17 protein-coding genes are annotated in these 23324 nt (G+C 44.5%); 16 read left to right on the top strand and 1 reads right to left on the bottom strand.

Annotated elements, in window-relative coordinates; all coding sequences use genetic code 11:
- The first annotated feature begins 165 nt into the window (after positions 1-165).
- The 11 genes from ruvB (at position 166) to PO830_RS05965 (ending at position 18477) form a co-directional block, all read left to right on the top strand.
- The gene (gene ruvB, locus PO830_RS06015; RefSeq protein WP_272852634.1) at positions 166-1188 is read left to right on the top strand and encodes a Holliday junction branch migration DNA helicase RuvB; all 1023 of its coding nucleotides are present in this window, start codon (positions 166-168) and stop codon (positions 1186-1188) included.
- Position 1189: 1 nt separating this feature from the next.
- Positions 1190-2527, top strand: coding sequence for a cytochrome P450 (locus tag PO830_RS06010; protein ID WP_272852633.1), 1338 nt, complete (start codon positions 1190-1192; stop codon positions 2525-2527).
- The gene (gene queG, locus PO830_RS06005; protein WP_272852632.1) at positions 2524-3447 is read left to right on the top strand and encodes a tRNA epoxyqueuosine(34) reductase QueG; all 924 of its coding nucleotides are present in this window, start codon (positions 2524-2526) and stop codon (positions 3445-3447) included. The genes PO830_RS06010 and queG overlap by 4 nt, the downstream gene beginning before the upstream one ends.
- A 61-nt stretch (positions 3448-3508) precedes the next feature.
- Entirely contained in the window at positions 3509-5815 is a 2307-nt protein-coding gene (locus PO830_RS06000; RefSeq protein WP_272852631.1) for an NADP-dependent malic enzyme, read from the top strand.
- 72 nt (positions 5816-5887) lie between these two features.
- Entirely contained in the window at positions 5888-6469 is a 582-nt protein-coding gene (gene ruvA / locus PO830_RS05995; protein ID WP_272852630.1) for a Holliday junction branch migration protein RuvA, read from the top strand.
- 24 nt (positions 6470-6493) lie between these two features.
- Positions 6494-13798, top strand: a complete 7305-nt coding sequence (sov, locus tag PO830_RS05990) for a T9SS outer membrane translocon Sov/SprA (protein WP_442870052.1) — start codon at positions 6494-6496, stop codon at positions 13796-13798.
- A 25-nt stretch (positions 13799-13823) separates the two neighbouring features.
- On the top strand, positions 13824-14204 hold the full coding sequence (gene gcvH / locus PO830_RS05985) for a glycine cleavage system protein GcvH (protein ID WP_272852629.1): 381 nt from the start codon (positions 13824-13826) through the stop codon (positions 14202-14204).
- A complete protein-coding gene (locus tag PO830_RS05980; protein WP_272852628.1) occupies positions 14170-14568 on the top strand; it encodes a VanZ family protein in 399 nt (132 codons plus the stop codon). Before gcvH ends, PO830_RS05980 begins: the two co-directional genes overlap by 35 nt.
- Positions 14569-14634: 66 nt before the next feature.
- Entirely contained in the window at positions 14635-15357 is a 723-nt protein-coding gene (locus PO830_RS05975; RefSeq protein WP_272852627.1) for an energy transducer TonB, read from the top strand.
- 104 nt (positions 15358-15461) lie between these two features.
- A complete protein-coding gene (locus tag PO830_RS05970) occupies positions 15462-16259 on the top strand; it encodes an energy transducer TonB (protein ID WP_272852626.1) in 798 nt (265 codons plus the stop codon).
- Positions 16260-16356: 97 nt separating this feature from the next.
- Complete coding sequence (locus PO830_RS05965) at positions 16357-18477, top strand: gliding motility protein RemB (RefSeq protein WP_272852625.1); 2121 nt, start codon at positions 16357-16359, stop codon at positions 18475-18477.
- 3 nt (positions 18478-18480) lie between these two features.
- On the opposite strand, the gene PO830_RS05960 is transcribed toward PO830_RS05965, so the two are convergent.
- Complete coding sequence (locus PO830_RS05960; RefSeq protein ID WP_272852624.1) at positions 18481-19500, bottom strand: MBL fold metallo-hydrolase; 1020 nt, start codon at positions 19498-19500, stop codon at positions 18481-18483.
- Between the two features lie 165 nt (positions 19501-19665).
- Here PO830_RS05960 and cyoE point away from each other — a divergent pair, with 165 nt between their 5' ends.
- The 5 genes from cyoE to PO830_RS05935 all read left to right on the top strand — a co-directional run bounded on the left by cyoE (position 19666) and on the right by PO830_RS05935 (position 23322).
- Positions 19666-20535, top strand: a complete 870-nt coding sequence (cyoE, locus tag PO830_RS05955) for a heme o synthase (protein WP_272852623.1) — start codon at positions 19666-19668, stop codon at positions 20533-20535.
- Positions 20532-21116 (top strand): cytochrome c oxidase subunit 3, encoded by a 585-nt coding sequence (locus tag PO830_RS05950; RefSeq protein WP_272852622.1) that lies wholly within the window; start codon positions 20532-20534, stop codon positions 21114-21116. Before cyoE ends, PO830_RS05950 begins: the two co-directional genes overlap by 4 nt.
- Positions 21117-21161: 45 nt before the next feature.
- Complete coding sequence (locus tag PO830_RS05945) at positions 21162-22145, top strand: cytochrome c oxidase subunit 3 (protein WP_272852621.1); 984 nt, start codon at positions 21162-21164, stop codon at positions 22143-22145.
- A gap of 16 nt (positions 22146-22161) precedes the next feature.
- Positions 22162-22545, top strand: coding sequence for a cytochrome C oxidase subunit IV family protein (locus tag PO830_RS05940; RefSeq protein ID WP_272852620.1), 384 nt, complete (start codon positions 22162-22164; stop codon positions 22543-22545).
- Between the two features lie 126 nt (positions 22546-22671).
- Positions 22672-23322 (top strand): hypothetical protein, encoded by a 651-nt coding sequence (locus PO830_RS05935; RefSeq protein WP_272852619.1) that lies wholly within the window; start codon positions 22672-22674, stop codon positions 23320-23322.
- Positions 23323-23324 lie beyond the last annotated feature (2 nt).

Below are 23324 nucleotides of genomic sequence, written 5' to 3'. Positions count from 1 at the left end.
GTTTCCACTTATTGTCTTCTGGTAAAATTCACACTACTTTAGTATCACTTAATACTAGTTGATAGTCTGGGGAGGCTATCGAGAAAAGGTTGTACGGTTTTTAGTATGACCTTTTTTTTACGGACTGGCGTTACGTTTCCCTCTAGGGCTTCGTATATTTGTGAAATGAACGAACATCTCGATCCTTCCGGAGATCACTTTTCTAGTCAAGATTTCGATCTGGAAAAAAAGCTACGCCCGCTATCCTTCGAAGATTTTACCGGACAGGATCAAACCATAGAGAATCTACAGGTGTTTGTCGAGGCGGCTAATTTGCGAGAAGAAGCGCTCGATCATACCTTATTTCACGGTCCTCCAGGCCTCGGAAAAACTACCTTAGCGCACATACTCGCCAACGAATTGGATGTCAATATTCGGGTTACTTCCGGACCGGTGTTAGATAAACCGGGAGACTTGGCAGGACTTCTTACCAATTTAGAAGAACGCGATGTGTTGTTTATTGACGAAATACATCGACTGAGTCCGATTGTCGAAGAATACCTCTACTCGGCCATGGAAGATTTTAAGATCGATATCATGATCGAGACAGGACCGAATGCGCGTACCGTGCAGATAAATTTAAATCCGTTTACGCTGGTGGGGGCCACCACCCGGTCGGGATTATTGACCGCTCCTATGCGAGCCCGCTTCGGAATTTCTTCTCGCTTAAATTATTATACCACCGAACTGCTCACACAAATTGTAGAACGGAGCGCGGGTATTTTGAATGTTCCCATCAGTATGGAAGCCGCCATTGAGATTGCTGGTCGTAGCCGAGGCACGCCTCGAATCGCCAACGCCCTGCTGCGACGTGTCCGCGATTTTGCACAAATCAAAGGAAACGGAACGATCGATATCGAGATCGCCAAATTTTCGTTGAAACAGCTGCATGTCGATGCGCACGGGCTCGATGAAATGGACAACAAGATCTTAACGACCCTTATCGATAAATTCAAAGGAGGGCCGGTGGGTATCACCACCCTGGCTACCGCAGTCTCCGAAAGTGGAGAAACGATTGAAGAGGTCTACGAGCCCTTTCTCATCCAACAAGGCTTTATCGTACGCACACCGCGAGGTAGAGAGGTCACGGAAGCGGCGTATAAACATTTAGGCAGAACAAAACAAGGCGGACAAGGAGGGTTGTTCTAACATGGCCACTACTAACATTCCGACGGTTTCATTTCTTAGGTTTCTGAAACATTCCTTTCAAATTTTAAAAAACCCGTTGCCGTTTCATCACGCTAATTTTGAGCGATTGGGCGATACCTTCGAACTCACTATAGGATGGAACAAAAAAGTCGTTTTTTCTAGAGATGCAAATTTTCTTCAATATGTGCTTCAGAAAAACCAACGGAACTACACCAAATCTGAAATTCAAACGAGAGACCTTTCGAAATATGTAGGGCATGGCTTGTTAACGGCCGAAGGAGCGCATTGGAAGCAACAGCGCAAATTAATTCAGCCCGGATTTCATAAGAAGCAGTTAGTAACACTGTTGGAAACCATGCACCAAACCATTTCCGAAGAACTCTCAAAAATCCAGCCTGGAACTTCAATAGATGTTTTTCCCGTTTTCAATGACCTTGCCTTTCAGGTGGTGGCGAAATCGTTATTCAGCGGTGCTGTCAACCCCAATGAAATCAATCGGTTACAGCATATCACCGAAGCTGCACAAAGAATGTTGGTGCGCGAGTTACGGCAACCGTATCTGCGCACTTGGTTTCGCTGGAGTGGCACCTTGGAAAAACACATCGATCTAGTCCGAGAAGCTCGTGATCTATTAAAAAGAATCGTTCATGAACGCCGTCAAAGCGGTCAACGCCAGGACGATTTGCTGGATATGTTACTGGATGCGAGATATGAAGATGGTAGCGCAATGGATGATGCGCAATTGATGGATGAAATTCTGATCTTATTTGTCGCCGGACATGAAACAACGAGCAATGCGCTTACCTTCATTGCCGAACTCCTTGCCCGTCATCCTCGCTATCAGGAAAAAATAGCTTCAGAACTACCCGATCAACTTACGTCCGAAAAGATCCCACAACTACTAAAAGAACTGCAGTGGACTCCCATGGTCATCGAAGAAGCCATGCGCCTGTATCCTCCGGCCTATTTCATCGACCGCGTTAACCTTGAGGCCGATGCCTGCAACGATATGCGCTATGAGGCGGGAACTAGTTTGTTGTTTTCTGTTTATGAAATCCACAGACACCCAGCATATTGGGAAGACCCGCTAACGTTTCGGCCGGAGCGTTTTGAAGATCGAACCGCTCGTACGCATTCAGGCCATTATTTTCCTTTTGGAGCAGGGCCGCGTATGTGTATTGGAAACAATTTCGCCATGTACGAAATGATTCTTGCGGTAGCCCAACTGATGAAACGGTTTCAAATTGAACCCGTTTCCAGACCTATCGAGATCCAACCCCTGATTACCCTCAAACCTAAAAACGCTAACTTGGTATTTCAACCTCGTGATCAGCTGTGACGAATCGCTCCGCACATACAAGCGCCATCAAAAAGGAAGCCAAACGCCTGGGTTTTCTATCCTGTGGAGTGAGCAAGGCCGAATTTCTTGAAGAAGAAGCCCCTCGCTTGGAAGCCTGGTTGAACAAACAATACCATGGAGAAATGGGGTATATGGAAAACCACTTCGATAAGCGATTAGACCCTACCCTGTTGGTTCCCGGTGCTAAAAGCGTCGTTTCCTTGTTACTTAATTACTTTCCGAAGGAGCAACAACGAGACGATAGTTACAAGATCTCAAAATATGCTTATGGAACCGACTACCACTTTGTGATCAAGGACAAACTGAAAACCTTGCTGCACTATATTCAGGAAACGATTGGAGCGGTTCACGGAAGGGTGTTTGTAGATTCGGCTCCCGTACTCGATAAAGCCTGGGCGGTACGTAGCGGCCTGGGTTGGATGGGAAAACACAGCAATGTGCTCACCAAGCAAACGGGATCCTTTTATTTTATTGCTGAATTGATCATTGATCTGGAACTAGAATATGATACCCCGGTTACCGATCACTGCGGAAGTTGTACCGCGTGCATTGATGCTTGTCCAACGCAAGCCATCGTACAACCCTATGTAGTAGATGGGAGCAAATGTATTTCGTATGCCACCATTGAGCTGAAGGAAAGCATTCCAAGTGATTTTTCAGGGCACATGGACGACTGGATGTTTGGGTGCGATGTGTGCCAAGATGTATGTCCCTGGAACCGATTTAGCAAAGCACACCGAGAGCCGTTGTTTCAACCGAAGCCAGCGCTACTTCAGTATTCTAAAAAGGAGTGGGAGGAATTGACCGAGGAGGTGTTTCAGGAACTTTTCAGAAAAAGTGCTGTGAAAAGAACCAAGTACAGCGGACTCAAACGGAATATCAACTTCCTGAAAGATTAACGCCTTTCATTTCGGTATTTCTGGGAAGCTGTTACCTTTGTAATTCGCTAATTTTTCAACCATGAGCAAACAAAGCAAACGTCGTGAGGCCCTTATCTACCATGCGAAACCGAGACCCGGAAAAATTCAGGTAGTTCCTACTAAAAAATACGCGACGCAACGCGATCTGTCACTGGCCTATTCTCCCGGTGTGGCTGAACCCTGTTTAGAAATTGAGAAAGATGTCGACAATGTTCACAAGTATACCAACAAAGGGAACCTGGTGGCGGTGATATCTAACGGAACGGCCGTTTTAGGGCTTGGAAATATAGGTCCTGAAGCCTCTAAACCCGTAATGGAAGGAAAGGGGTTGTTATTCAAAATTTTTGCCGACATTGATGTATTTGATATTGAAGTCGGTACCGAAGACGTCGATGCCTTTATTGAAACCGTTAAGAACATTGCGCCAACCTTTGGAGGCATCAACTTAGAAGATATCAAAGCGCCGGAAGCTTTTGAGATTGAGCGACGCTTGAAAGAAGAGTTAGATATTCCGGTAATGCATGACGACCAACATGGAACCGCCATTATTTCCGCGGCTGCACTGTTGAATGCCTTAGAACTTGCTGATAAGAAAATTGAAGAGGTCACTATCGTTATTAGTGGCGCGGGGGCCGCAGCGGTATCCTGCACCCGGCTCTACAAAGCCTTTGGGGCCCAAGCTGAAAACATCGTAATGTTAGACAGCAAGGGAGTGATCCGTTCAGACCGCGAAAACTTGACGCCAGAAAAAGCTGAGTTTGCCACCGCTCGTGACTTGGAAACACTGGAAGACGCAATGAAACACGCCGATGTTTTTGTAGGGTTGTCGATTGCTGATATCGTGTCGCCCGAAATGCTGCAAAGCATGAATGCGAACCCAATTGTGTTCGCCATGGCCAATCCCAATCCCGAAATAGACTACGATCTTGCCGTAAAAACACGAGAAGATATTATTATGGCTACGGGCCGAAGCGATCATCCCAATCAGGTGAACAATGTACTTGGGTTTCCGTTTATTTTCAGAGGGGCCTTAGACGTACGCGCCACTAAAATTAATGAAGCCATGAAAATGGCAGCTGTGAAAGCGTTGGCAGACCTAGCCAAAGAACCGGTTCCGGAACAGGTAAATATTGCGTATGGCGAGACGAAATTGCTCTTCGGAAGGGAGTATATCATTCCCAAACCATTTGATCCCAGACTAATCGCTGCCGTACCGCCGGCAGTTGCCAAGGCCGCGATCGAAAGTGGAGTCGCCACCTGCGAAATTCCCGACTGGGAAAAGTATGAAGAAGAGCTGCTGGAACGGATGGGAAGCGATAATAAGATCATTCGTCTGCTGTACAACCGCGCCAAAACCGCTCCCAAGCGAATCGTATTTGCCGAAGCCGACCATCTGGATGTGTTAAAAGCAGCGCAGATCGTATTTGATGAGGGCATCGGAATTCCCATTCTTTTAGGTCGGAAGGAGATCATCACAGAACTCATGGAGCAAATCGAATTTGATGGTGATGTTGCGATTATCGACCCAAAAAGCGACGAGCAACAGGATCGCTTGAATCGCTATGCGGAAAAGCATTGGCACAACCGAAGACGTAGCGGAATTACGCTCTATGACGCGCAAAAGATGATGCGGGAGCGAAATTATTTTGCCGCCATGATGGTGAACGAAGGCGATGCCGACGGGATGATCTCGGGGTATGCTCGAGCCTACCCTTCGGTGGTTCGTCCCATTCTTGAAACCATCGGAAAATTTGATGGGGTGGAGAAGGTAGCTACCACCAACCTCATGCTTACCAAACGCGGACCGCTCTTTATCTCCGATACGTCAATCAATATTGATCCAACTCCAATCGAGCTGGCTAAAATTGCCCAAATGACTAATTACACCATGAAAATGTTCGGGCTCACTCCGGTCATTGCCATGATCTCGTACGCAAACTTTGGATCTTCCAAAGACCCCCATGCGACAAAGGTGAAAGAAGCGGTACAGTATTTACACAAAGTAGTTCCCGACATGATCGTGGACGGAGAATTACAAACCGACTTCGCCTTAAATTCAGAATTACTTCGGAAGAAGTTCCCCTTCTCCAAATTGGCCGGTAAAAAAGTAAATGCCTTAGTGTTTCCTAATTTGGACTCAGCCAACAGTAATTACAAGCTTCTTAAAGAGTTGAATGGGGTCGAATCTATCGGGCCTATCATGCTGGGTATGAGAAAGCCGGTTCATATTCTTCAACTAGGCGCCAGCGTTGAGGAAATCGTGAATATGGCTGCTGTTGCGGTAGTGGATGCACAGCAAAAGGCCAAGTATAAAACGCGAAAAAAACAAGCTGCTAAGAACGCCTAGATTTCGCCTTTTCGAGCCTAGCAGATGCAAATAATTATACTATATTTGAAGCCATTAACTTTTTGTTAACGAATGATTACCCACCTAGAGGGCAGATTAGTTGAAAAAAACCCGACCGATGTAGTGATTGACTGCCATGGTGTAGGCTACTTAGCTCATATTTCGTTGCATACGTTTTCGCGACTCCCCGAATCCGAAAATGTAAAGTTATTTACCTATTTACTGGTTCGAGAAGATTCACACACCTTATATGGTTTTAGCGATATTTTGGAACGTGAACTTTTCAAGTTATTGATCTCGGTTTCGGGAGTTGGGGCTAGTACGGCCAGAACCATGCTTTCCTCCCTCACTCCAGAAGAAGTGCAGCAAGCCATTGCGCACGAAGATATCACTACGATTCAATCGGTAAAAGGTATTGGGGCTAAAACCGCGCAACGCGTGGTCTTGGATTTGAAAGACAAAATCTTAAAAGTGTATGGTCTGGACGAGCTTTCTGCCGTGTCAAGCAATACGAACAAAAATGAAGCGTTATCTGCATTGGAGACCTTAGGATTTGCCAGAAAACAGGCAGAGAAAGTGTGTGATGCAGTAGGTAAGGAACATCCTGAGGCTTCGGTCGAGACCATTATAAAACTTGCTTTAAAAAAATTGTAGACTTTGGGTGCAAAACATTACGATTTGAATACAAGCTGTAGCAGGCTTTTACTTATTTTTCTATTTTTCTTCGGAAGCCTTACCTCACTTCTGGCGCAGGACTCTACCGCAACCGGTATGGATGTGGGTCAAATGGATCTGCCCACGCCAACAAGTATTGAAGATTTATATACCTACGATCCCATCACAGATCGTTATATCTATTCGCGTGTGTTGGGCGGTTTTAATATTTCCTATCCTATCATTCTCACTCCAGAAGAGTATGAAGAGTTGATTCGGAAGGAAGAAATGCGAAAGTATTTCAAGGAAAAAATTGATGCGGCAGACGGACGAAAAGAAGGTTCCGAAGAAGCACAGAAAAACTTGCTGCCTACCTTCTATGTGAACTCCAGTTTTTTCGAAACGATTTTTGGCGGAAATACCATCGAAGTAATTCCGCAGGGTACGGTTGAATTAGACCTAGGGGTCTTATACACCAAACAGGATAACCCGGCTTTTTCACCGCGGAACCGAAGTAACTTTTCCTTTGATTTCGATCAACGTATTAGCCTCAGCTTACTCGGGAAGGTGGGAGAACGGCTTCAGGTTACCGCTAATTACGATACGCAATCGACCTTTGATTTTCAGAATCAGGTAAAATTAGAATACACTCCTACCGAAGACGATATCATTCAGGCGATTGAGATCGGTAATGTGAGCATGCCGCTTAACAGTAGCCTCATTCAAGGCGCTCAGAGCTTGTTTGGGGTAAAGGGGATCTTACAGTTTGGAAATACTACGATTACCGGGGTATTTTCAGAACAACGCTCCGAAACCCGTTCCGTAGTAGCCGAAGGGGGCGCGACCGTTACGCCATTTGAATTATTTGCGCTCGACTACGACGAGAACCGACACTTTTTCCTTTCACATTACTTCCGCGATAATTACGATCGTGTCCTGCGACAGTATCCTTTTGTGAACAGTAATGTGCAAATTACCCGAGTAGAAGTTTGGATTACCAACCGGAACAGCAACACCGAAAACGTTCGAAACATCGTAGCGCTTCAGGATATTGGAGAGTCAAAATCTGAAAATATTGGCTTGCCGCAAATTCCGGGAGGCTTTATCAATCGCCCCGGAAGCGCTTTTCCCGATAACGTAAATAACGACTTTAACCCCTTTGGTATCAATGGAGGCGTACCGAGTTTGCTTAATTCATCCATTCGGGATATCGCCACTGTAGCACAGGGATTTGGAGGGGTACCGGTGAGTGAAGGAATCGATTATGCGATCTTAGAAAATGCACGTCGATTACAACCCAATGAATACCAGTTAAATCCGCAATTGGGATATATCTCACTCAATCAGCGGCTTAATAACGATGAGGTTCTTGGAGTTTCATTTCAGTTTACAGTAAATGGAGAAGTGTATCAGGTGGGTGAATTTTCAACCGATGGGGTAGAAGCCACCGGAACCACGCGCCCCGGAGGAACCGGCGGAGATCCAGACCCAGACCCGGGAGAGGAAATTCCAATTTCTCAGAACCTGGTGGTGAAGATGTTAAAAAGTAACATCACGAATGTAGACGAGCCCGTGTGGGACCTGATGATGAAAAACATCTATCCGCTAGGTGCTTTTCAACTAGAGCAGGAAGACTTCAGAATGAACATTCTGTATGTCGATCCTTCGCCGCTCAACTACATTTCTCCGGTAGAGGGAACCACCTTCCCGGAACCAGATCCAGGAGATGTGAATCCTGTGGATATTGAAAATGCTACCTTGTTGCGATTATTTAACCTAGATCGCTTGAACTACAACGGCGACCCGCAACCGGGGGGAGATGGCTTTTTTGATTTCCTGCCAGGAATCACTGTAGATACCCAAAATGGTCGCATCATCTTTACGAGTGTAGAACCCTTTGGTGAGTATTTATTTGAAAAATTACAGGACGAAAATTCTGAAAACTATAACCTTCCTGAAACCTATAACGCGAACCAACAAAAGTATGTCTACCGCACCCTGTATACGACGACAAAAATACAGGCGGAGCAACAGGATAGTGACAAAAACAAGTTTCAACTGCGCGGAAGCTATAAATCTTCTGGTGGCGATGGAATCCCTATTGGAGCCTTCAACATTCCGCAAGGTTCCGTTACGGTAACCGCCGGGGGTAGAACTCTGGTAGAAGGGGTTGACTATACGGTTAACTATCAACTTGGTCGGGTACAGATCTTAGATCCGGCGCTTCAGAATTCGAATACACCTATTAACATTACCACGGAAAACAACACTTTATTTGGTCAACAAACGCGTCGTTTTTCAGGATTTAATGTAGAGCATAAATTCAGCGATAATTTTCAGATAGGAGCTACCTATTTGAATTTGAACGAACGACCGCTTACGCAGAAGTCGGCTTTCAGCAACGAACCCATCAATAACAGCATTTTTGGTTTCAATGCCAATTACTCTACAGAGGTTCCGTTTTTAACACGACTGGTGAATAAATTACCTAATATTGACACTGATGTTGAGTCGAATGTATCCGTTCGTGGCGAATTTGCCTATCTCTTGCCGGGCGCTCCTAAAGTGTCTGATTTTGATGGAAAAACAACCTCTTATGTAGATGACTTCGAGGCTTCTCAAACGGCTATTGACGTAAGCTCTCCGCTTACTTGGTTTTTAGGAAGCACCCCCTTAGGCTTTGGAGGCGAGGCGGCTAATGATGATCTGTCGTACAACTATCGTCGCGCTTTTATGAACTGGTATACGATCGACCCAATCTTCTACAGTAGCGCACGTCCTGATGGGATTACTGATGAAGACCTATCGTCTCCGTTCACGAGACGTGTGTTTATCGATGAAATTTTTCCGCAACAAGATATTGTACAGGGTCAAACTCAGGCCTTGTTTACTCTGGACCTCGCGTACTATCCGGGAGATCGCGGACACTACAATTATAACCCTGCTGCGGCAGGAACCAACAATCTTCCAAACCCGGAAGATAATTTTGGTGCCATCACGAGACAATTAACCACAACCGATTTTGAGCGCTCGAATGTGGAATATATTCAATTTTGGGTCATGGACCCCTTCATCTATGACGGCGATAACGATGGCGGTAAACTGACGTTCAACCTGGGGAATATTTCAGAAGATATACTGAAAGACGGAAGAAAGCAATACGAGAACGGTCTTCCCGAAGATGGCGGAACTGTCAATACAATTCCTACGGAATGGGGGAAAGTACCTTCCAACCAATCGCTGGTGTACACCTTTGATACCGAAGGAATCCAGCGAACCAATCAAGATATAGGGTATGATGGTTTGAATGATGCCGACGAGACCGCTCAGTTTGGCGCCTATGATGGCGGTGATCCGGCCCTAGATAACTACGAATACTTTTTACAGGGAGAAGGCGGCATTCAACAAAGGTACCGACGCTATAATGGATCTCAAGGAAACTCTCCTGTTGAGGTAACCGATGATAACCGCGGAAGAACGCCGCAGCCTGATGTAGAGGATATTAACCGCGATAATACCATGAACACCGTCAATAGCTACTACGAATACGAAGTAGATCTATTCCCGGGCATGAATATCGATAATAACGATTTTATCACCGATGTAAAAGATATTGAAGTCACCCTTCAAAACAACGATGTCATTCCGGTACGTTGGGTGCAATTCCGCGTGCCCATTGGTGAGGCAGACCGTGCGGTGAATGGAATTTCAGATTTGCGTTCGGTGCGATTCATGCGAATGTTCTTATCTGAGTTCGACCAGAATACGACCTTGCGTTTTGGAACCTTAGAATTAGTGCGCGGGGATTACCGTCGCTACCAACAATCGTTAGAGGCCGATGGAGACGACCCTTCAGATGACAACACCGAGTTTGAGAATGAAGCTGTCAATATCCTTCAGAATGAACAACGCGAGCCGATTCCTTACGTACTTCCGCCGGGAGTCTTTAGAGAGCAATTAAATAATAACAATAACGTCATCCGTCAAAATGAGCAATCGCTGGCATTGCGTGTCTGCGGATTAGAATCGGAGGATGCACGAGGGGCCTACAAGAACTTCAATGTAGACATGCGCCAATACAAGAATCTGGAGATGTTTATTCATGCCGAATCCTTAGTTGATGAAAACATGATTTCAGATGGTGATATGGAAGCTTTTATTCGTTTGGGGAACGACTTAAATACAAGTTTCTACGAAATTAGAATTCCACTGAACGTGACCCCGGCAGGAACCTCTTCCCCAGAAGATATTTGGCCAATTGCCAACCGAATTAACCTACCGTTAGAATTACTTCAAGAGGCCAAGAGTAGAGTGTACGGAGGTGTGGGTCAGCCTATCATTCCTGATTTTGACCCCACCGAGACGGTGTTCTTCTCTCAGTCTGATCTTGGAGGATACTCCGGACCCGAAAACGAATTGCAGATAGGGGTTCGAGGAAATCCGAGTTTTGGTAACGTACGAGTCATTATGCTGGGAATGCGAAACACCACGGGAAGTGATATTTGCGGGGAGGTATGGTATAACGAATTACGTCTTTCGGAATTGAAAAACCAGGGCGGATGGGCGGCTACGGCAGCGCTAGACGCGAACATGGCCGACTTCATGAACGTTAGTGCCACCGGAAATGTAAGCACGGTTGGTTTTGGATCTATCGAACAAGGCCCTACCGAACGTAGTCAGGAAGACCTGGTACAGTACGATGTGGTCACTAATATGAATCTCGGACAGTTGCTTCCAAGAAAATGGGGAATTCAGCTTCCGTTTAATTACGGAGTAGGCGAAACTTATATCACGCCACAATTCGATCCGCAATTTGACGATGTTGAACTAGATACGCGTTTGGATAATACCGAAAGCGAAGAAGACAAGGAAACCATCAGGCAACAATCCATTGATTATACACGGCGACAGAGCGTGAATTTCATTGGGGTTCGAAAGGAACGTACCGGCGAGAAAAAACCAATGCCTTACGATGTGGAGAACTTTACTTTCTCGTATTCGTATAATCAAATAGACCATAACGACTTTGAAATAGAAGAATCCTTAGATCAAAATGTGCGAGTGGGAGGAACGTATAATTACAGCTTTGCTCCAAAAACCTACGAACCGTTTAAAAAGAACGATTCGTTGTTTACTGGAAAGTATTGGCAGTTCTTAAAGGATCTGAACTTCAATTACTTGCCTACAAGTATTGCGGTAAGCTCTAATATCACCCGTCAATACAACGAACAGAAGTTTAGAGAATTGAACTTACTCGACCAGAATATCGCACTGCCTCGTTTGTACCAACGTAACTTCTTATTCGATTGGCAGTATACGATAAACTATAACCTTACGAGTTCGCTTCGTTTTAACTTTGACGCGACAAATAACCGCATCGTGACCAATTACTTGTCTGATACCGATGGAGGACTGGTACAGGTAGATAACTCAATTGGCGTTTGGGACGGATTCTTCAATGTGGGAGAGCCCAATCAGCATTTTCAATCATTACAGCTCAATTACGACTTACCGACGGCCAAATTTCCGTTCCTGAAGTTTATTCGAGCCACCTATTCCTATCAGGGAGATTTCCAATGGCAGGACGGAAGTGACTTGTTTAATAGTATCGAAATTGAATTGAGAGACGGAACCTCGCAAGTATACGATCTAGGGAATTCCATTCAGAATGCCAGCACCCATCGAATCAATTCGAGTCTCGACATGACGACCTTCTACAAGTATATTGGGTTTACCAAGAAAACACGGAGTCGAACGCGAAATAATGCTCGTAACAACTCTGGCGCGGGTGGTCGAAATAGCGGAACCAAAGGTGGAAACGAAGGCTCGAGCGGAGGTGAAAAAGGTGGTGAGAGTACCAAAGAAACACGCACGGCAGAAAGTGGTGCGAACAATGGAGGCAGAAATGAAGGCCGCAGCTTATTAGGAGGTGGTAGATCTGTCAACAACTCTCGTCCACAGCAATCGCTAAATGCAGGAGATAAAGCATTAAATTCTGTGGTCGGTCTCTTTACCTCGCTGAAGAAGATTCAGTTTAATTATCAGGAAAACAACGGTATCTTTATTCCAGGGTATACCCCGTCCATCGGCTTTGTAGGTACCCTTAAACCTGGAGCGTTCGTTTTCGGTAGTCAGGCAGAAGTTCGCCGTGAATTCGCTCGAAAGGGATGGCTTACGTTGTACCCCGAATTTAATGAGCGCTATACAGAAGTAGAGAGCAGACAGTTGGATGTGCAGCTCAATTTTGAACCCCTAAACGATTTGAAGATCGATATCAATGCCAATAGAATTTATGCTGAAAACTACGCTGAAAACTATATTATTGAAGACGGTCAGTATCAATCATTAACGCCGAATGTCTTCGGAAACTTCAATATTACTACCTTCCTGTTGCCTACTGCCTTTAGCGCTAGTGATGAAAATGGATCGGAACCTTTTGAAACCTTTAAAAGCAACCGATTGGCGATTGCAAACCGACTTGCCACCGAGTTCTACGGAACGCCTAATTTCCCGGTAGATGAGGAAACCGGATATCCTGTTGGTTTCGGAAGAACCAACCAAAACGTACTCCTCCCGGCCTTCCTGGCAGCCTATAAAGGAAGCAACGCTGAAGATGAGAAGACGGGGATTTTACGAGATATACCCTTGCCCAACTGGGACATTAAGTATACCGGCTTGATGAACTTAAAATGGTTCAAAAAGAATTTTAAGCGTTTTTCGGTACAACACGGATACCGCGCTAACTATACCGTGAATCAATTCCAAACCAATTTGGATTTCAATCGTGACAACCCTGAAGAACTAGATCAGGCGGGTAACTTTAAGAATGAAATTTTCCTAACCAATGTCAACCTTACGGAACAATTCTCTCCTTTGATCAAGTTAGATTTCGAAATGAAGAATTCGGTGAAGATCTTGGCGGAATACCGAAAAGACCGTGCCTTATCCCTGAGCTTTGCCAATAATTTACTCACCGAAATACAAGGGAATGAAATCATTCTCGGGCTTGGATATCGGGTCAAGGATCTGCGGATCGGCACCAATTTTGGCGGTAAAAAGACCATCTTGAAAAGTGATTTGAACTTCAAATTAGACCTTTCTCGTAGGGATAATAAGACGATTATTCGTTATCTTGATATTGATAACAATCAAACAACTGCAGGCCAAACGATCTATGGTATTCAATTTACGGCAGATTATGCGTTGAGTAAGAACTTGACGGCATTGTTCTATTACGATCACACGTTCTCAGAATACGCCATCTCAACGGCATTCCCGCAAACTACCATTCGAAGTGGAATCACCCTGCGATATAATTTTGGAAACTAAATAACAACCCTAAAAATACAGCACTATGAGCGTTCCATCCGAATTAAAATATACCGAAGATCACGAATGGGTCCGCATTGAAGGAGATGAGGCTACCGTAGGAATTACCGATTTTGCTCAGGGAGAGCTCGGTGATATCGTATATGTAGAAGTAGACACCCTGGACGAGACCTTAGATAAAAATGAAGTGTTTGGAACCGTAGAGGCCGTGAAAACGGTTTCTGATCTATTTCTTCCGCTCAGTGGCGAAATTATAGCCTTTAACGAATCGCTCGAAGATGAGCCCGAACAGGTAAACTCCGATCCTTATGGTAAAGGATGGATGATAAAAATCAAGTTGAGCGATCCGAATGAGGTAGAAGCCCTTTTGGATGCAGCGGCATATCAGGAGATTATTGGCGGCTAGAATACTCTTAGTTAAGCTCATCGCCATGGGTTACACCGTGGCCATTACCTATATATTCTTAATGCCACCCAGTGGCGCGAAGGCTCCCTTTGCGCACGCTGATAAGCTCGTGCACATTCTAATTTTCATCCTGTTTGTTGTGCTCTGGGCGATGGTCATACAAGATTCAAAAAAACCCATTGATCTAACAAAGACGATACTAATCCTTTGTGCCGCATTGATATATGGCATAATAATTGAGGCTTTACAAGGGCTGTACATTGTTGGGCGTCAACCCGACGTACTCGATGTAATAGCCAACGTCACGGGGTCGATTATCGGACTTTTATGCTTTCGTTTGCTTCAGAATCGCATTCTCAAGTAATTTTAAAGTTTCGTTTTCGATTGCCAGAGAAAATGTATATTTTAGCAACTATCTAAACCCGCAATTATGGAACCTAAGAAAAATCCGAAGGCCGACTTGTCCAAAAGAAGTATGATCTTCTTTCAGATTGGGTTGGTGCTCATGTTGTTTATAGCATGGCAAGCCATTGAATGGAAGAATTATGACAATGATGCCCTAGATACCGGTATGGTTGATGTAGGAGATGAATTGGAAGAAGAAATTCCAATTACCCAGCAGATTACTCCACCACCGCCACCGCCACCGCCACCACCGGCTCCCGAAGTAATTGAAGTGGTTGAAGATGAAGAGGAAGTAGAAGAAACGATCATCGAGTCTACGGAAACCAATCAGAACGAGGAAATCGTTGAGATTGAAGAGATCGAAGAGGTAGTGGAAGAAGAAATTGCAGACGTACCTTTCGCGGTTATTGAGAACGTACCTATTTATCCAGGTTGCGAGAGCGCGGGTAATAACAATGCGAAAAAACAATGCATGTCTGAGAAAATTCAGAAATATGTGCAGAAGAAATTTGATACCGGATTAGCAGGTGACCTTGGATTATCAGGACGTCAGCGTATCGCAGTTCAGTTCAAAATCGATAAGAATGGAAACGTAGTAGACGTGCGTGCACGTGCGCCGCACCCACGATTAGAGCAAGAAGCGGTTAGTGTTGTGAAGTCCTTGCCTAAAATGGTTCCCGGAAAGCAGCGTGGAAAAGCGGTTGGTGTACTATACGCCCTTCCCATCTTATTCCAGGTACAAGACTAACAGCTGGTTCTATACAAGTACAAAATGCCTCATTATTCAATGGGGCATTTTTTTTGGCACAACCCTTGTGTTTTAAAAAAGCATAACCTTTAAACAGTCATGTTATGCTTTTCTTCTCATCACTTTTCCAAACCAAACCACCAAAGAAAGCACGTAAACAAGATCAAAAAAAGGCCGTGAATCTCCAATGGAACTCCAGGCTATTTTTTCAAATCGGACTCATAGTTTCTCTTGCGATCACTACCTATGTCATTGAAAACACATATGGAATACCTCCGCGTTCAGTGGGATACAACGGACCCGAAATTGAAATTGTTGAGCCTCCGGTAATGCGGTACAAAGTGGCCCCTAAAATCCTTCCGAAATCAGTTGTTCCCCAAGAGCCAAAAAAGGTTGAGAAGCGAAAGATAGTAAGGTCATTGACAAGTTTCACAGCAACGCCAAATACAGATGTTCTTATGGAGACACCCACGCTGTCTGAGAGTGATCCAGAACCTGTGGTTCCAGACGTCCCGGTAACCACACCGCCCACAGCAACTCCGTCGGTACCGACCAACATTCTCGCGGTAGAATTCGCTCCGGTATTTCCCGGCTGCGAAGGGATGGTATCTAAGGCCGCCCAGACCGAATGTTTGTCTCAAAAAATTCAAGCGTTCATCGGTAAGAAGTTCAATGCCGGTAAATTCTCCGACCGTGCGAGTGGCACTAAAAAGATTCAGTGTGTCTTTACCATTGGCGCCGACGGAAGTGTTCAGGACATACAGGCCCGAGCGCTGGATTCCGAATTGGAAGCCGAAGCCATTCGCGTATTGCAAAAGCTCCCGAAGATGCAGCCGGGCAAACAGGGTAACACACCGGTTCCTGTGGTCTATCATATACCCATATTGTTTCAGGTACAATAGTTCTAAGAAACCCGCTTCTTGCAAGCGGGTTTTCTCTTTCATCGCAAGAATCGAAAAAACCGTATCTTTCGCCCCGTAAATGCAAATGGTTATTTCCATGAAAAGATTCGCCTCGATCGTTGCCCTTCTGTTAACCACTGCCATCGCTGCACAAAATATCAGTTCAGAATATGAGAAATATCCCGTCTTTCCTGAATGTGAAAATGTAGCGGCCGCGGCGTTGGAAGGGTGTTTTAACCAAACCTTGCAACAATTTGTTTTTGATAGGTTTGAAGTGCCAGATATTGTTTCCGAAGAATCCTACTCGGGCACGCTTTCCGTATTTTTTGAGGTGGACAAGCAGGGTTCATTCAAAGTACTCTACGTAGATGCGATGTACCCTGAATTAAAAGAAGAGGTACGACGGGTGTTTGCCGCCCTTCCACAAATTACGCCGGCCACTTACAACAGCAATCCTGCATACGTACAGTTTACACTACCCATTCCAATTCCGTTGCAGGCACCTGCAGTAGTTTCAAGGACGCCTGAAACATTAACTGAAGCTGAGGAATCTGAGGCAAATGCCGAGAAGAACACTTTTCTTATTGATCGCACTTCAGAATATGAGAGCCTGGAAAAACGTCCCTACGACGGTGAGGAGTATTCAAGCAATATCAACATTCCGTTATCGCACCATAATTATTTTTTATTCGATGCGGCTCTCAATCAGGTGGGGGCTAATAATCACACCGCTCAGAAGCCTTATATCTATTCTGAGGTCAATCAATATTACGATTTCAAACAGCGAAATCAGTCCTGGAGCATGAACAAAACCTCTTGGTTGGGTCGGAAATGGTGGGATGAGCATTTTATCACCATCAAGGGTAAAGATTATTGGTTAACGGTAGACCCTGGAGTCGATTTGCAAGCAGGTCGCGATGTAGATGCCGATATTGATACCTATAATAACACCCGACTGGCATACGTGCAAGGGGGGATTGGAAAAAACATCGGGTTCTTCGCTGTAGTGTATGAAAGTCAGGGACGATTTGCAGATTACTTCAATCGCTTTGCGGAAGCAAGAAGACCCGATGGCGGAAATCCTGCCATCATTCCGGGGCGCGGTATCGCGAAGCGATTTCGAGACGATTCGTATGATTATCCGATTGCCACGGGACATGTTTCGTATTCGCCTTCCAAATGGTTCAACGTACAATTGGGCCATGGAAAGCTGTTCTTAGGAGACGGGTATCGATCACTGTTGTTAAGCGATAATGCGAGTCCGTATCCTTTCTTCAAATTAAACACTACGTTTTGGAAGTTGAAATACACCAATACGTGGATGTCGCTTCGTGACGTTCGCCCGGAAGTGACAGCAGACGGCTCGTTTCGCACCAAATTTATGGCGAATCATTATTTGAGTTACAATGTGACCAAACGACTTAATATTGGCTTGTTTGAATCGGTAATTTGGGAAAATGACAACGACCGTGGATTCGATTTCAACTATATCAATCCGGTTATCTTTTATCGTGCCATTGAATTCTCCACCGGATCTCGGGGTGGAAATGCCTTGATAGGAATTAGTGCCAAATACAAATTTACCGACCGAATTAATGCCTATGGGCAGTTGATCATCGATGAATTTTCCTCCAGCGACTTTTTTGGTTCCGAAGGAAGCTACAAAAACAAACAAGGATATCAGCTTGGAGCGAAGTATTATGACGCCTTCGGAGTTTCTAATTTAATGATTCAGGCAGAATACAACCGCGTGCGGCCTTTTACCTATTCGCACAATACAGTGGTGCTTAACTACGGCCATAACAATCAGTCGATGGCACATACCCTGGGAGCGAACTTTTCAGAATTCGTTGGAATTGCCCGCTATCAATGGAATCGTGTTTTTGCCGATGCCAAAGTAATTGTGGCGAAGCGCGGCTTCGAATTCAATTCCGAAGAGGACATGCTTTTTTACGGCGGAAGTATTTACGGCACCGAAGATAATCGCGTTTCCGACCTAGGGAATGAATTGGGGCAAGGGAATACGACCGATTTCTTTCATGCTGAGTTGCAAGCAGGGTATGTAATCAATCCGTCTTCGAATCTAAAGATCTACGGAAGCGTGATCTTTCGGGATTTTAAGCCTTTAGTCAATACAGAAAGTGTGTTCGAGAACCAAACTACTTGGGTGAACTTCGGAATTAGAACCGACTTGTTTAATTGGTACTACGATTTCTAGTGCCTATTTCTTTCCAGCCGCAGGATACTTTCGGCGGGCATCTGCGATGATCACCTGAAGAATTTTTTCGGTACTAATAAAGCCATCACCAAATCCTTTCGCATCGTATTCGGCCGTGAGTTCCTTCATCTGAAGTATTTCCGCATCGGTTTTCCCGGCCACAACGTGATATGCCACACGATCCCGTAAGAACTCCAATGCAGATTTTAGATATTCAACATCCTCCTTTTCGGCAAGTTCACCATGCCCGGGAATGATCTTAGTGTCTTTATTGGCGATTAAGGAGATACGTGTGAGTCCTTTGATATAGCCGTCTAGCGAACCTCCATTATCGGTATCTATAAAAGGGTATCCACTATTGATAAAGGCATCACCGGTATGCATCACATTCGCTTCAGAGAAATAGAGGATGATATCGCCACGGGTGTGTGCATTGTCTACGTGGAACGCTAAAATTTCATCACCATTGTGATAAAAGGTCATATCGCGGCTAAACGTAATAGCAGGTAAGTTTTGCACCATTTTCATTACGGATTCTTCCTCTTTATCGCGAGCAATTTCTGCTTCTTGCTTTGCGAGTTTTTGATACTCAGGATTCGTTTCATCCCCAAGACGCTTCATGGCGTTGTTATAGGTATCCTCGGCAACTTTATCCAGTTTTTTAGTGGCTTCAGCAAAGAGTAGCTTGCGCACATTTTCATGGGCGATCACAATAGCGCCTTGTCCCTTGATATTATCATTTCCACCCGTATGATCTCCATGGTGATGGGTGTTCACCAAATAGCGAAGTGGCTGAGTAGTAACACTTAAAATTTTGTTTAAAATTTGAGGAGTAGCATTGGCAAATTGACTGTCGACCATCAACGTACCTTCCGATCCTACCTGAAAAGCAATATTTCCCCCGCGTCCTTGTAACATGTAGATGCTGTCTTGAACTTGAGTGAGTTGTAGTGTGGCATCCTGTGAAAATACCTGACCTTGAATACATAAGAAGGCAGTGAGGAATAAAGTAATTAGTCGCATAAAAATTGTCATTGATAAGAAATTCCAAAATAATAAAAACCGTAATGTTGACCTAACTTAAGGGACGAATTATTGCCAAAAATTATTAGTAGCTGTATCTTTGCAGCCGAAAATACAAGGAGTATTTTGAAAACTGTGAGCTTGTCTGCAAACCGAAACGCGAGAATGCCTGTAGCCCTCTTTAAGAACTTTACCGAAATCACGAAAATGCGACTCTCTGTAAGCGTTGTTTTTTCTTCGGTCGCCGGCTATTTGTTGGGCGTAGACACCATCGATTTTGCTGTTTTGTTGCTCTTATGTGTAGGTGGGTATTGCATGGTGGGTGCTTCAAACGTGTTCAACCAGATCATAGAGCGCGATCTAGACGCCCTGATGGAGCGCACCAAAAACAGGCCGCTTCCGTCCGGAAGGGTGGCCGTAACACCGGCTTTCTTGTTGGCTACCGTGCTAACCATTGTTGGGATCGCAGTGCTCTATGTGATTAATCCGCAGACGGCTCTTTTTGGGGCCATCTCTATTTTTATGTACGTTAGTTTGTACACTCCATTGAAGACCAAAACACCCTTATCGGTCTTTGTAGGTGCCTTTCCGGGGGCAATTCCGTTTATGTTAGGCTGGGTTGCGGCGACGAACGATTTCGGAATAGAACCCGGTACGCTATTTATGATCCAATTTTTTTGGCAGTTCCCACATTTTTGGGCGATAGGATGGTTTCTCTATGAAGACTACCAACGAGGTGGTTTCTATATGCTTCCAAATGGAAAACGCGATCGCGGTACCGCCATTCAGATTGTACTTTACTGCATCTGGACCGTGCTAGCCTCTCTCATACCCGTGTTAGGGGTCACCGGAAAATTATACCTAACCCCCGTTTCCGGTGTGCTAATAGCCGGACTGGGTGTTTGGCTTATTTATTATGCGCTGCGACTCTTCCGAAGAAAAACAGAAAAGGCCGCGCGCCAATTAATGTTGGTAAGCGTAAGCTACATTACCTTGCTACAAATTATTTATGTAGTCGATAAATTTATACGATGACCGATTATACCGAAGGAACCGAAGAAAAAAAACTGAAGCGCGCCAAGAAAATGATGCTTTGGTTCGGAATTATAAGCTTGTCTATGAGCTTTGCCGGCCTTACCAGCGCCTATGTGGTAAGTAAAGAACGCCCCGATTGGTTAACCGACTTTGAAATTCCGCCTGCCTTTTATATAAGTCTTGTTGCTATTGTGGCCAGCAGTATTACGGTTCACCTGGCCAAGCTGAAGATTCAGCAGGAGGCGAATCGACTTGGCATGATACTGCTATGGCTCACGGTGGGCCTGGGAGTTTCATTCGTGATGTTGCAATTTCGAGGCTTTTCTGAAATTATTGCTAATGGTTATTACTTTACGGGAAGCGAAAGTACCATAACCACCTCATTTATCTATTTAGTAGTGCTTTTGCACCTAGCCCATGTGGTAAGCGGACTCATAGCGCTTTTAGTAGTAATTTATAATCATTTTAAACAGAAGTATAAAAACGGCAAAACCCTTGGTATAGAACTCGCTGCCACATTTTGGCACTTTGTCGATATCTTGTGGATTTATCTCTTTTTGTTTTTCTATTTCGTTAGATAAAAATAATACCTATTTTTGTGCTTTATTTAACACCAAACTGTTTCTATGGAAGCTACTGTGGCTAAAACAGGTACCGAAGGAAAGACGTGGGGCGGCGGAAATCGCCCGCTCAATGCCAGCTATGGCAAGATGATGATGTGGTTCTTTATTGTTTCGGATGCCTTGACATTCTCTGGCTTTATTGCCTCATACGGATTTTCGAGATTTAAGTTTATCGATGCATGGCCGATTGCTGACGAGGTTTTTACCCACGTACCCTTCCTACACGGTGTTCCTGCACCTATGTACTACGTAGCCTTTATGACTCTGGTGCTGATTTTTTCATCAGTAACTATGGTGCTAGCGGTAGACGCCGGACATAAAATGCAGAAAAACAAGGTGGTCTGGTACATGTTCTTTACCATTATTGGAGGTGCTATATTCGTTGGATCACAGGCTTGGGAGTGGGCCACTTTTATCAAAGGAGATTACGGTGCTGTAGAAACCAAAGGAGGAAAGATCCTTCAGTTCTTAGATACCAATGGAGAACGCGTTGCGATCGCCGATTTTGCCGAATTTATGCCGCAAGCTCGAGAGAACCATCTTGAGAAGAATGGTATTTGGTATGAGGCAGAGCCCGAAACACGTACCAACTACTCTTACGAAGAAGTTAAAGCAGGCTTCCTAGCGAACGATAATCTTTTAATTAGAACGCAATACCTGGATGAAAACGGGGAGCATATCGTGTTGAACCGTCAAGAATCGATTGCGAAACTCGAAAATGACGGAAAACTCGTGGTGGAAGGAGCCAACTTGAAACATAACGAGTACGGACATCCATTGTTTGCTGATTTCTTTTTCTTCATTACCGGATTCCACGGATTTCACGTATTCTCTGGGGTGGTAATCAATATCATCATCTTCTTCAACGTGATTATTGGAACGTATGAGCGCAGAGGAAGTTACGAAATGGTTGAAAAAGTAGGACTCTATTGGCACTTTGTAGACCTGGTTTGGGTATTCGTATTCACATTCTTTTATCTGGTATAAGCGAAATTAATTAAACATGGCACACGAGCATAAACTTGAAATATTTAGAGGCGCCTGGAAGTTTAAATCCAATGTAAGTAAGATCTGGGGGGTATTTACATTTCTCTGTATCGTTACGGCAATTGAGGTGGTCCTGGGTATTATTAAGCCCGAAGTTCTTACCGCGAATCGCTTCCTAGCGATGAAACTTCTCAACTGGATTTTCATTATCCTTACCTTGGTAAAGGCCTATTATATCACTTGGGATTTCATGCACATGCGCGACGAAACGTCGTCACTTCGCCGAGCGGTAGTGTGGACCGGAGTGTTCTTAATTTGTTATTTGATCCTGATCTTATTAATCGAAGGAGATTATATTTACGAGGTTTATAAAAGCAATTACGTGAAGTTCGATTTTTAATTTCGAGTTTCACCGTAAGAATATAGAAAAGAGCCCTGAAAATCAGGGCTTTTTTTTTTGTTAAAGTATGGCTTCAAAGTTGGCAGACCTCTTTTTGGCTTGTATTTTTGTAAAAATTTTGCACCCTTGAAGTTTAAAAAATTTGCGGTCCTTGCGGTCTTGTTCCTATTGCCAATCACGGTATATCTCTTTTTTGCTTCCGGTGTCAATAATTTCGCAAAACTTCCTGTACTTAGCTATCAGGTGGCGCCTATCGATACCTTGAAAACAGTAGCGGGTGAGATGGTGCAATTGAAGGATCGAATTACCGTGCTAGGCTTCTTCGGAAATGAGGTAACAGAGAAAAAGGCCAACGCCTTCAATTTGGCGCATAAGATTTATAAAAAGAATTATCAATTCGCCGACTTCCAAATGGTATTTCTCATTACGAAAGGGCAGGCGAAAGAGGTAGCAGCACTCAAGCAACGGCTTACAGAAATTGAAAACCCGGTTAAGTACAAATTTGTGGAAGCCTCTCCCGAAGCGATCGCTAGCGTATTTACTTCCTTAGAGACAGACGGCGTACTTTCAAAAAATTACTCCAGTGATAGGGTTTTCATTATTGACAAAGACAGCCGACTTCGTGGAAGAAATGATGATGAGGATGTGGGTATTCTGTATGGATATAATGCCAGTGATTACGCCGAGGTGAACAATAAAATGAGTGACGATATCAAGGTGATTTTGGCCGAATATCGGTTGGCCTTGAAGAAATATAAAGCGGACAGAGAGATTTAGGC

It is taken from the genome of Altibacter sp. HG106, from assembly GCF_028561755.1.
Lineage (GTDB): Bacteria > Bacteroidota > Bacteroidia > Flavobacteriales > Flavobacteriaceae > DFVG01.
This window is presented reverse-complemented; position numbering and strand designations above follow the sequence as displayed.

Coding starts and splice junctions, on each gene's coding strand:
- ruvB (WP_272852634.1), top strand. CDS start 166: ATGAACGAACATCTCGATCCTTCCGGAGATCACTTTTCTAGTCAAGAT.
- PO830_RS06010 (WP_272852633.1), top strand. CDS start 1,190: ATGGCCACTACTAACATTCCGACGGTTTCATTTCTTAGGTTTCTGAAA.
- PO830_RS06000 (WP_272852631.1), top strand. CDS start 3,509: ATGAGCAAACAAAGCAAACGTCGTGAGGCCCTTATCTACCATGCGAAA.
- ruvA (WP_272852630.1), top strand. CDS start 5,888: ATGATTACCCACCTAGAGGGCAGATTAGTTGAAAAAAACCCGACCGAT.
- gcvH (WP_272852629.1), top strand. CDS start 13,824: ATGAGCGTTCCATCCGAATTAAAATATACCGAAGATCACGAATGGGTC.
- PO830_RS05980 (WP_272852628.1), top strand. CDS start 14,170: ATGCAGCGGCATATCAGGAGATTATTGGCGGCTAGAATACTCTTAGTT.
- PO830_RS05975 (WP_272852627.1), top strand. CDS start 14,635: ATGGAACCTAAGAAAAATCCGAAGGCCGACTTGTCCAAAAGAAGTATG.
- PO830_RS05970 (WP_272852626.1), top strand. CDS start 15,462: ATGCTTTTCTTCTCATCACTTTTCCAAACCAAACCACCAAAGAAAGCA.
- PO830_RS05965 (WP_272852625.1), top strand. CDS start 16,357: ATGAAAAGATTCGCCTCGATCGTTGCCCTTCTGTTAACCACTGCCATC.
- PO830_RS05960 (WP_272852624.1), bottom strand. CDS start 19,500: ATGCGACTAATTACTTTATTCCTCACTGCCTTCTTATGTATTCAAGGT.
- cyoE (WP_272852623.1), top strand. CDS start 19,666: ATGCCTGTAGCCCTCTTTAAGAACTTTACCGAAATCACGAAAATGCGA.
- PO830_RS05950 (WP_272852622.1), top strand. CDS start 20,532: ATGACCGATTATACCGAAGGAACCGAAGAAAAAAAACTGAAGCGCGCC.
- PO830_RS05945 (WP_272852621.1), top strand. CDS start 21,162: ATGGAAGCTACTGTGGCTAAAACAGGTACCGAAGGAAAGACGTGGGGC.
- PO830_RS05940 (WP_272852620.1), top strand. CDS start 22,162: ATGGCACACGAGCATAAACTTGAAATATTTAGAGGCGCCTGGAAGTTT.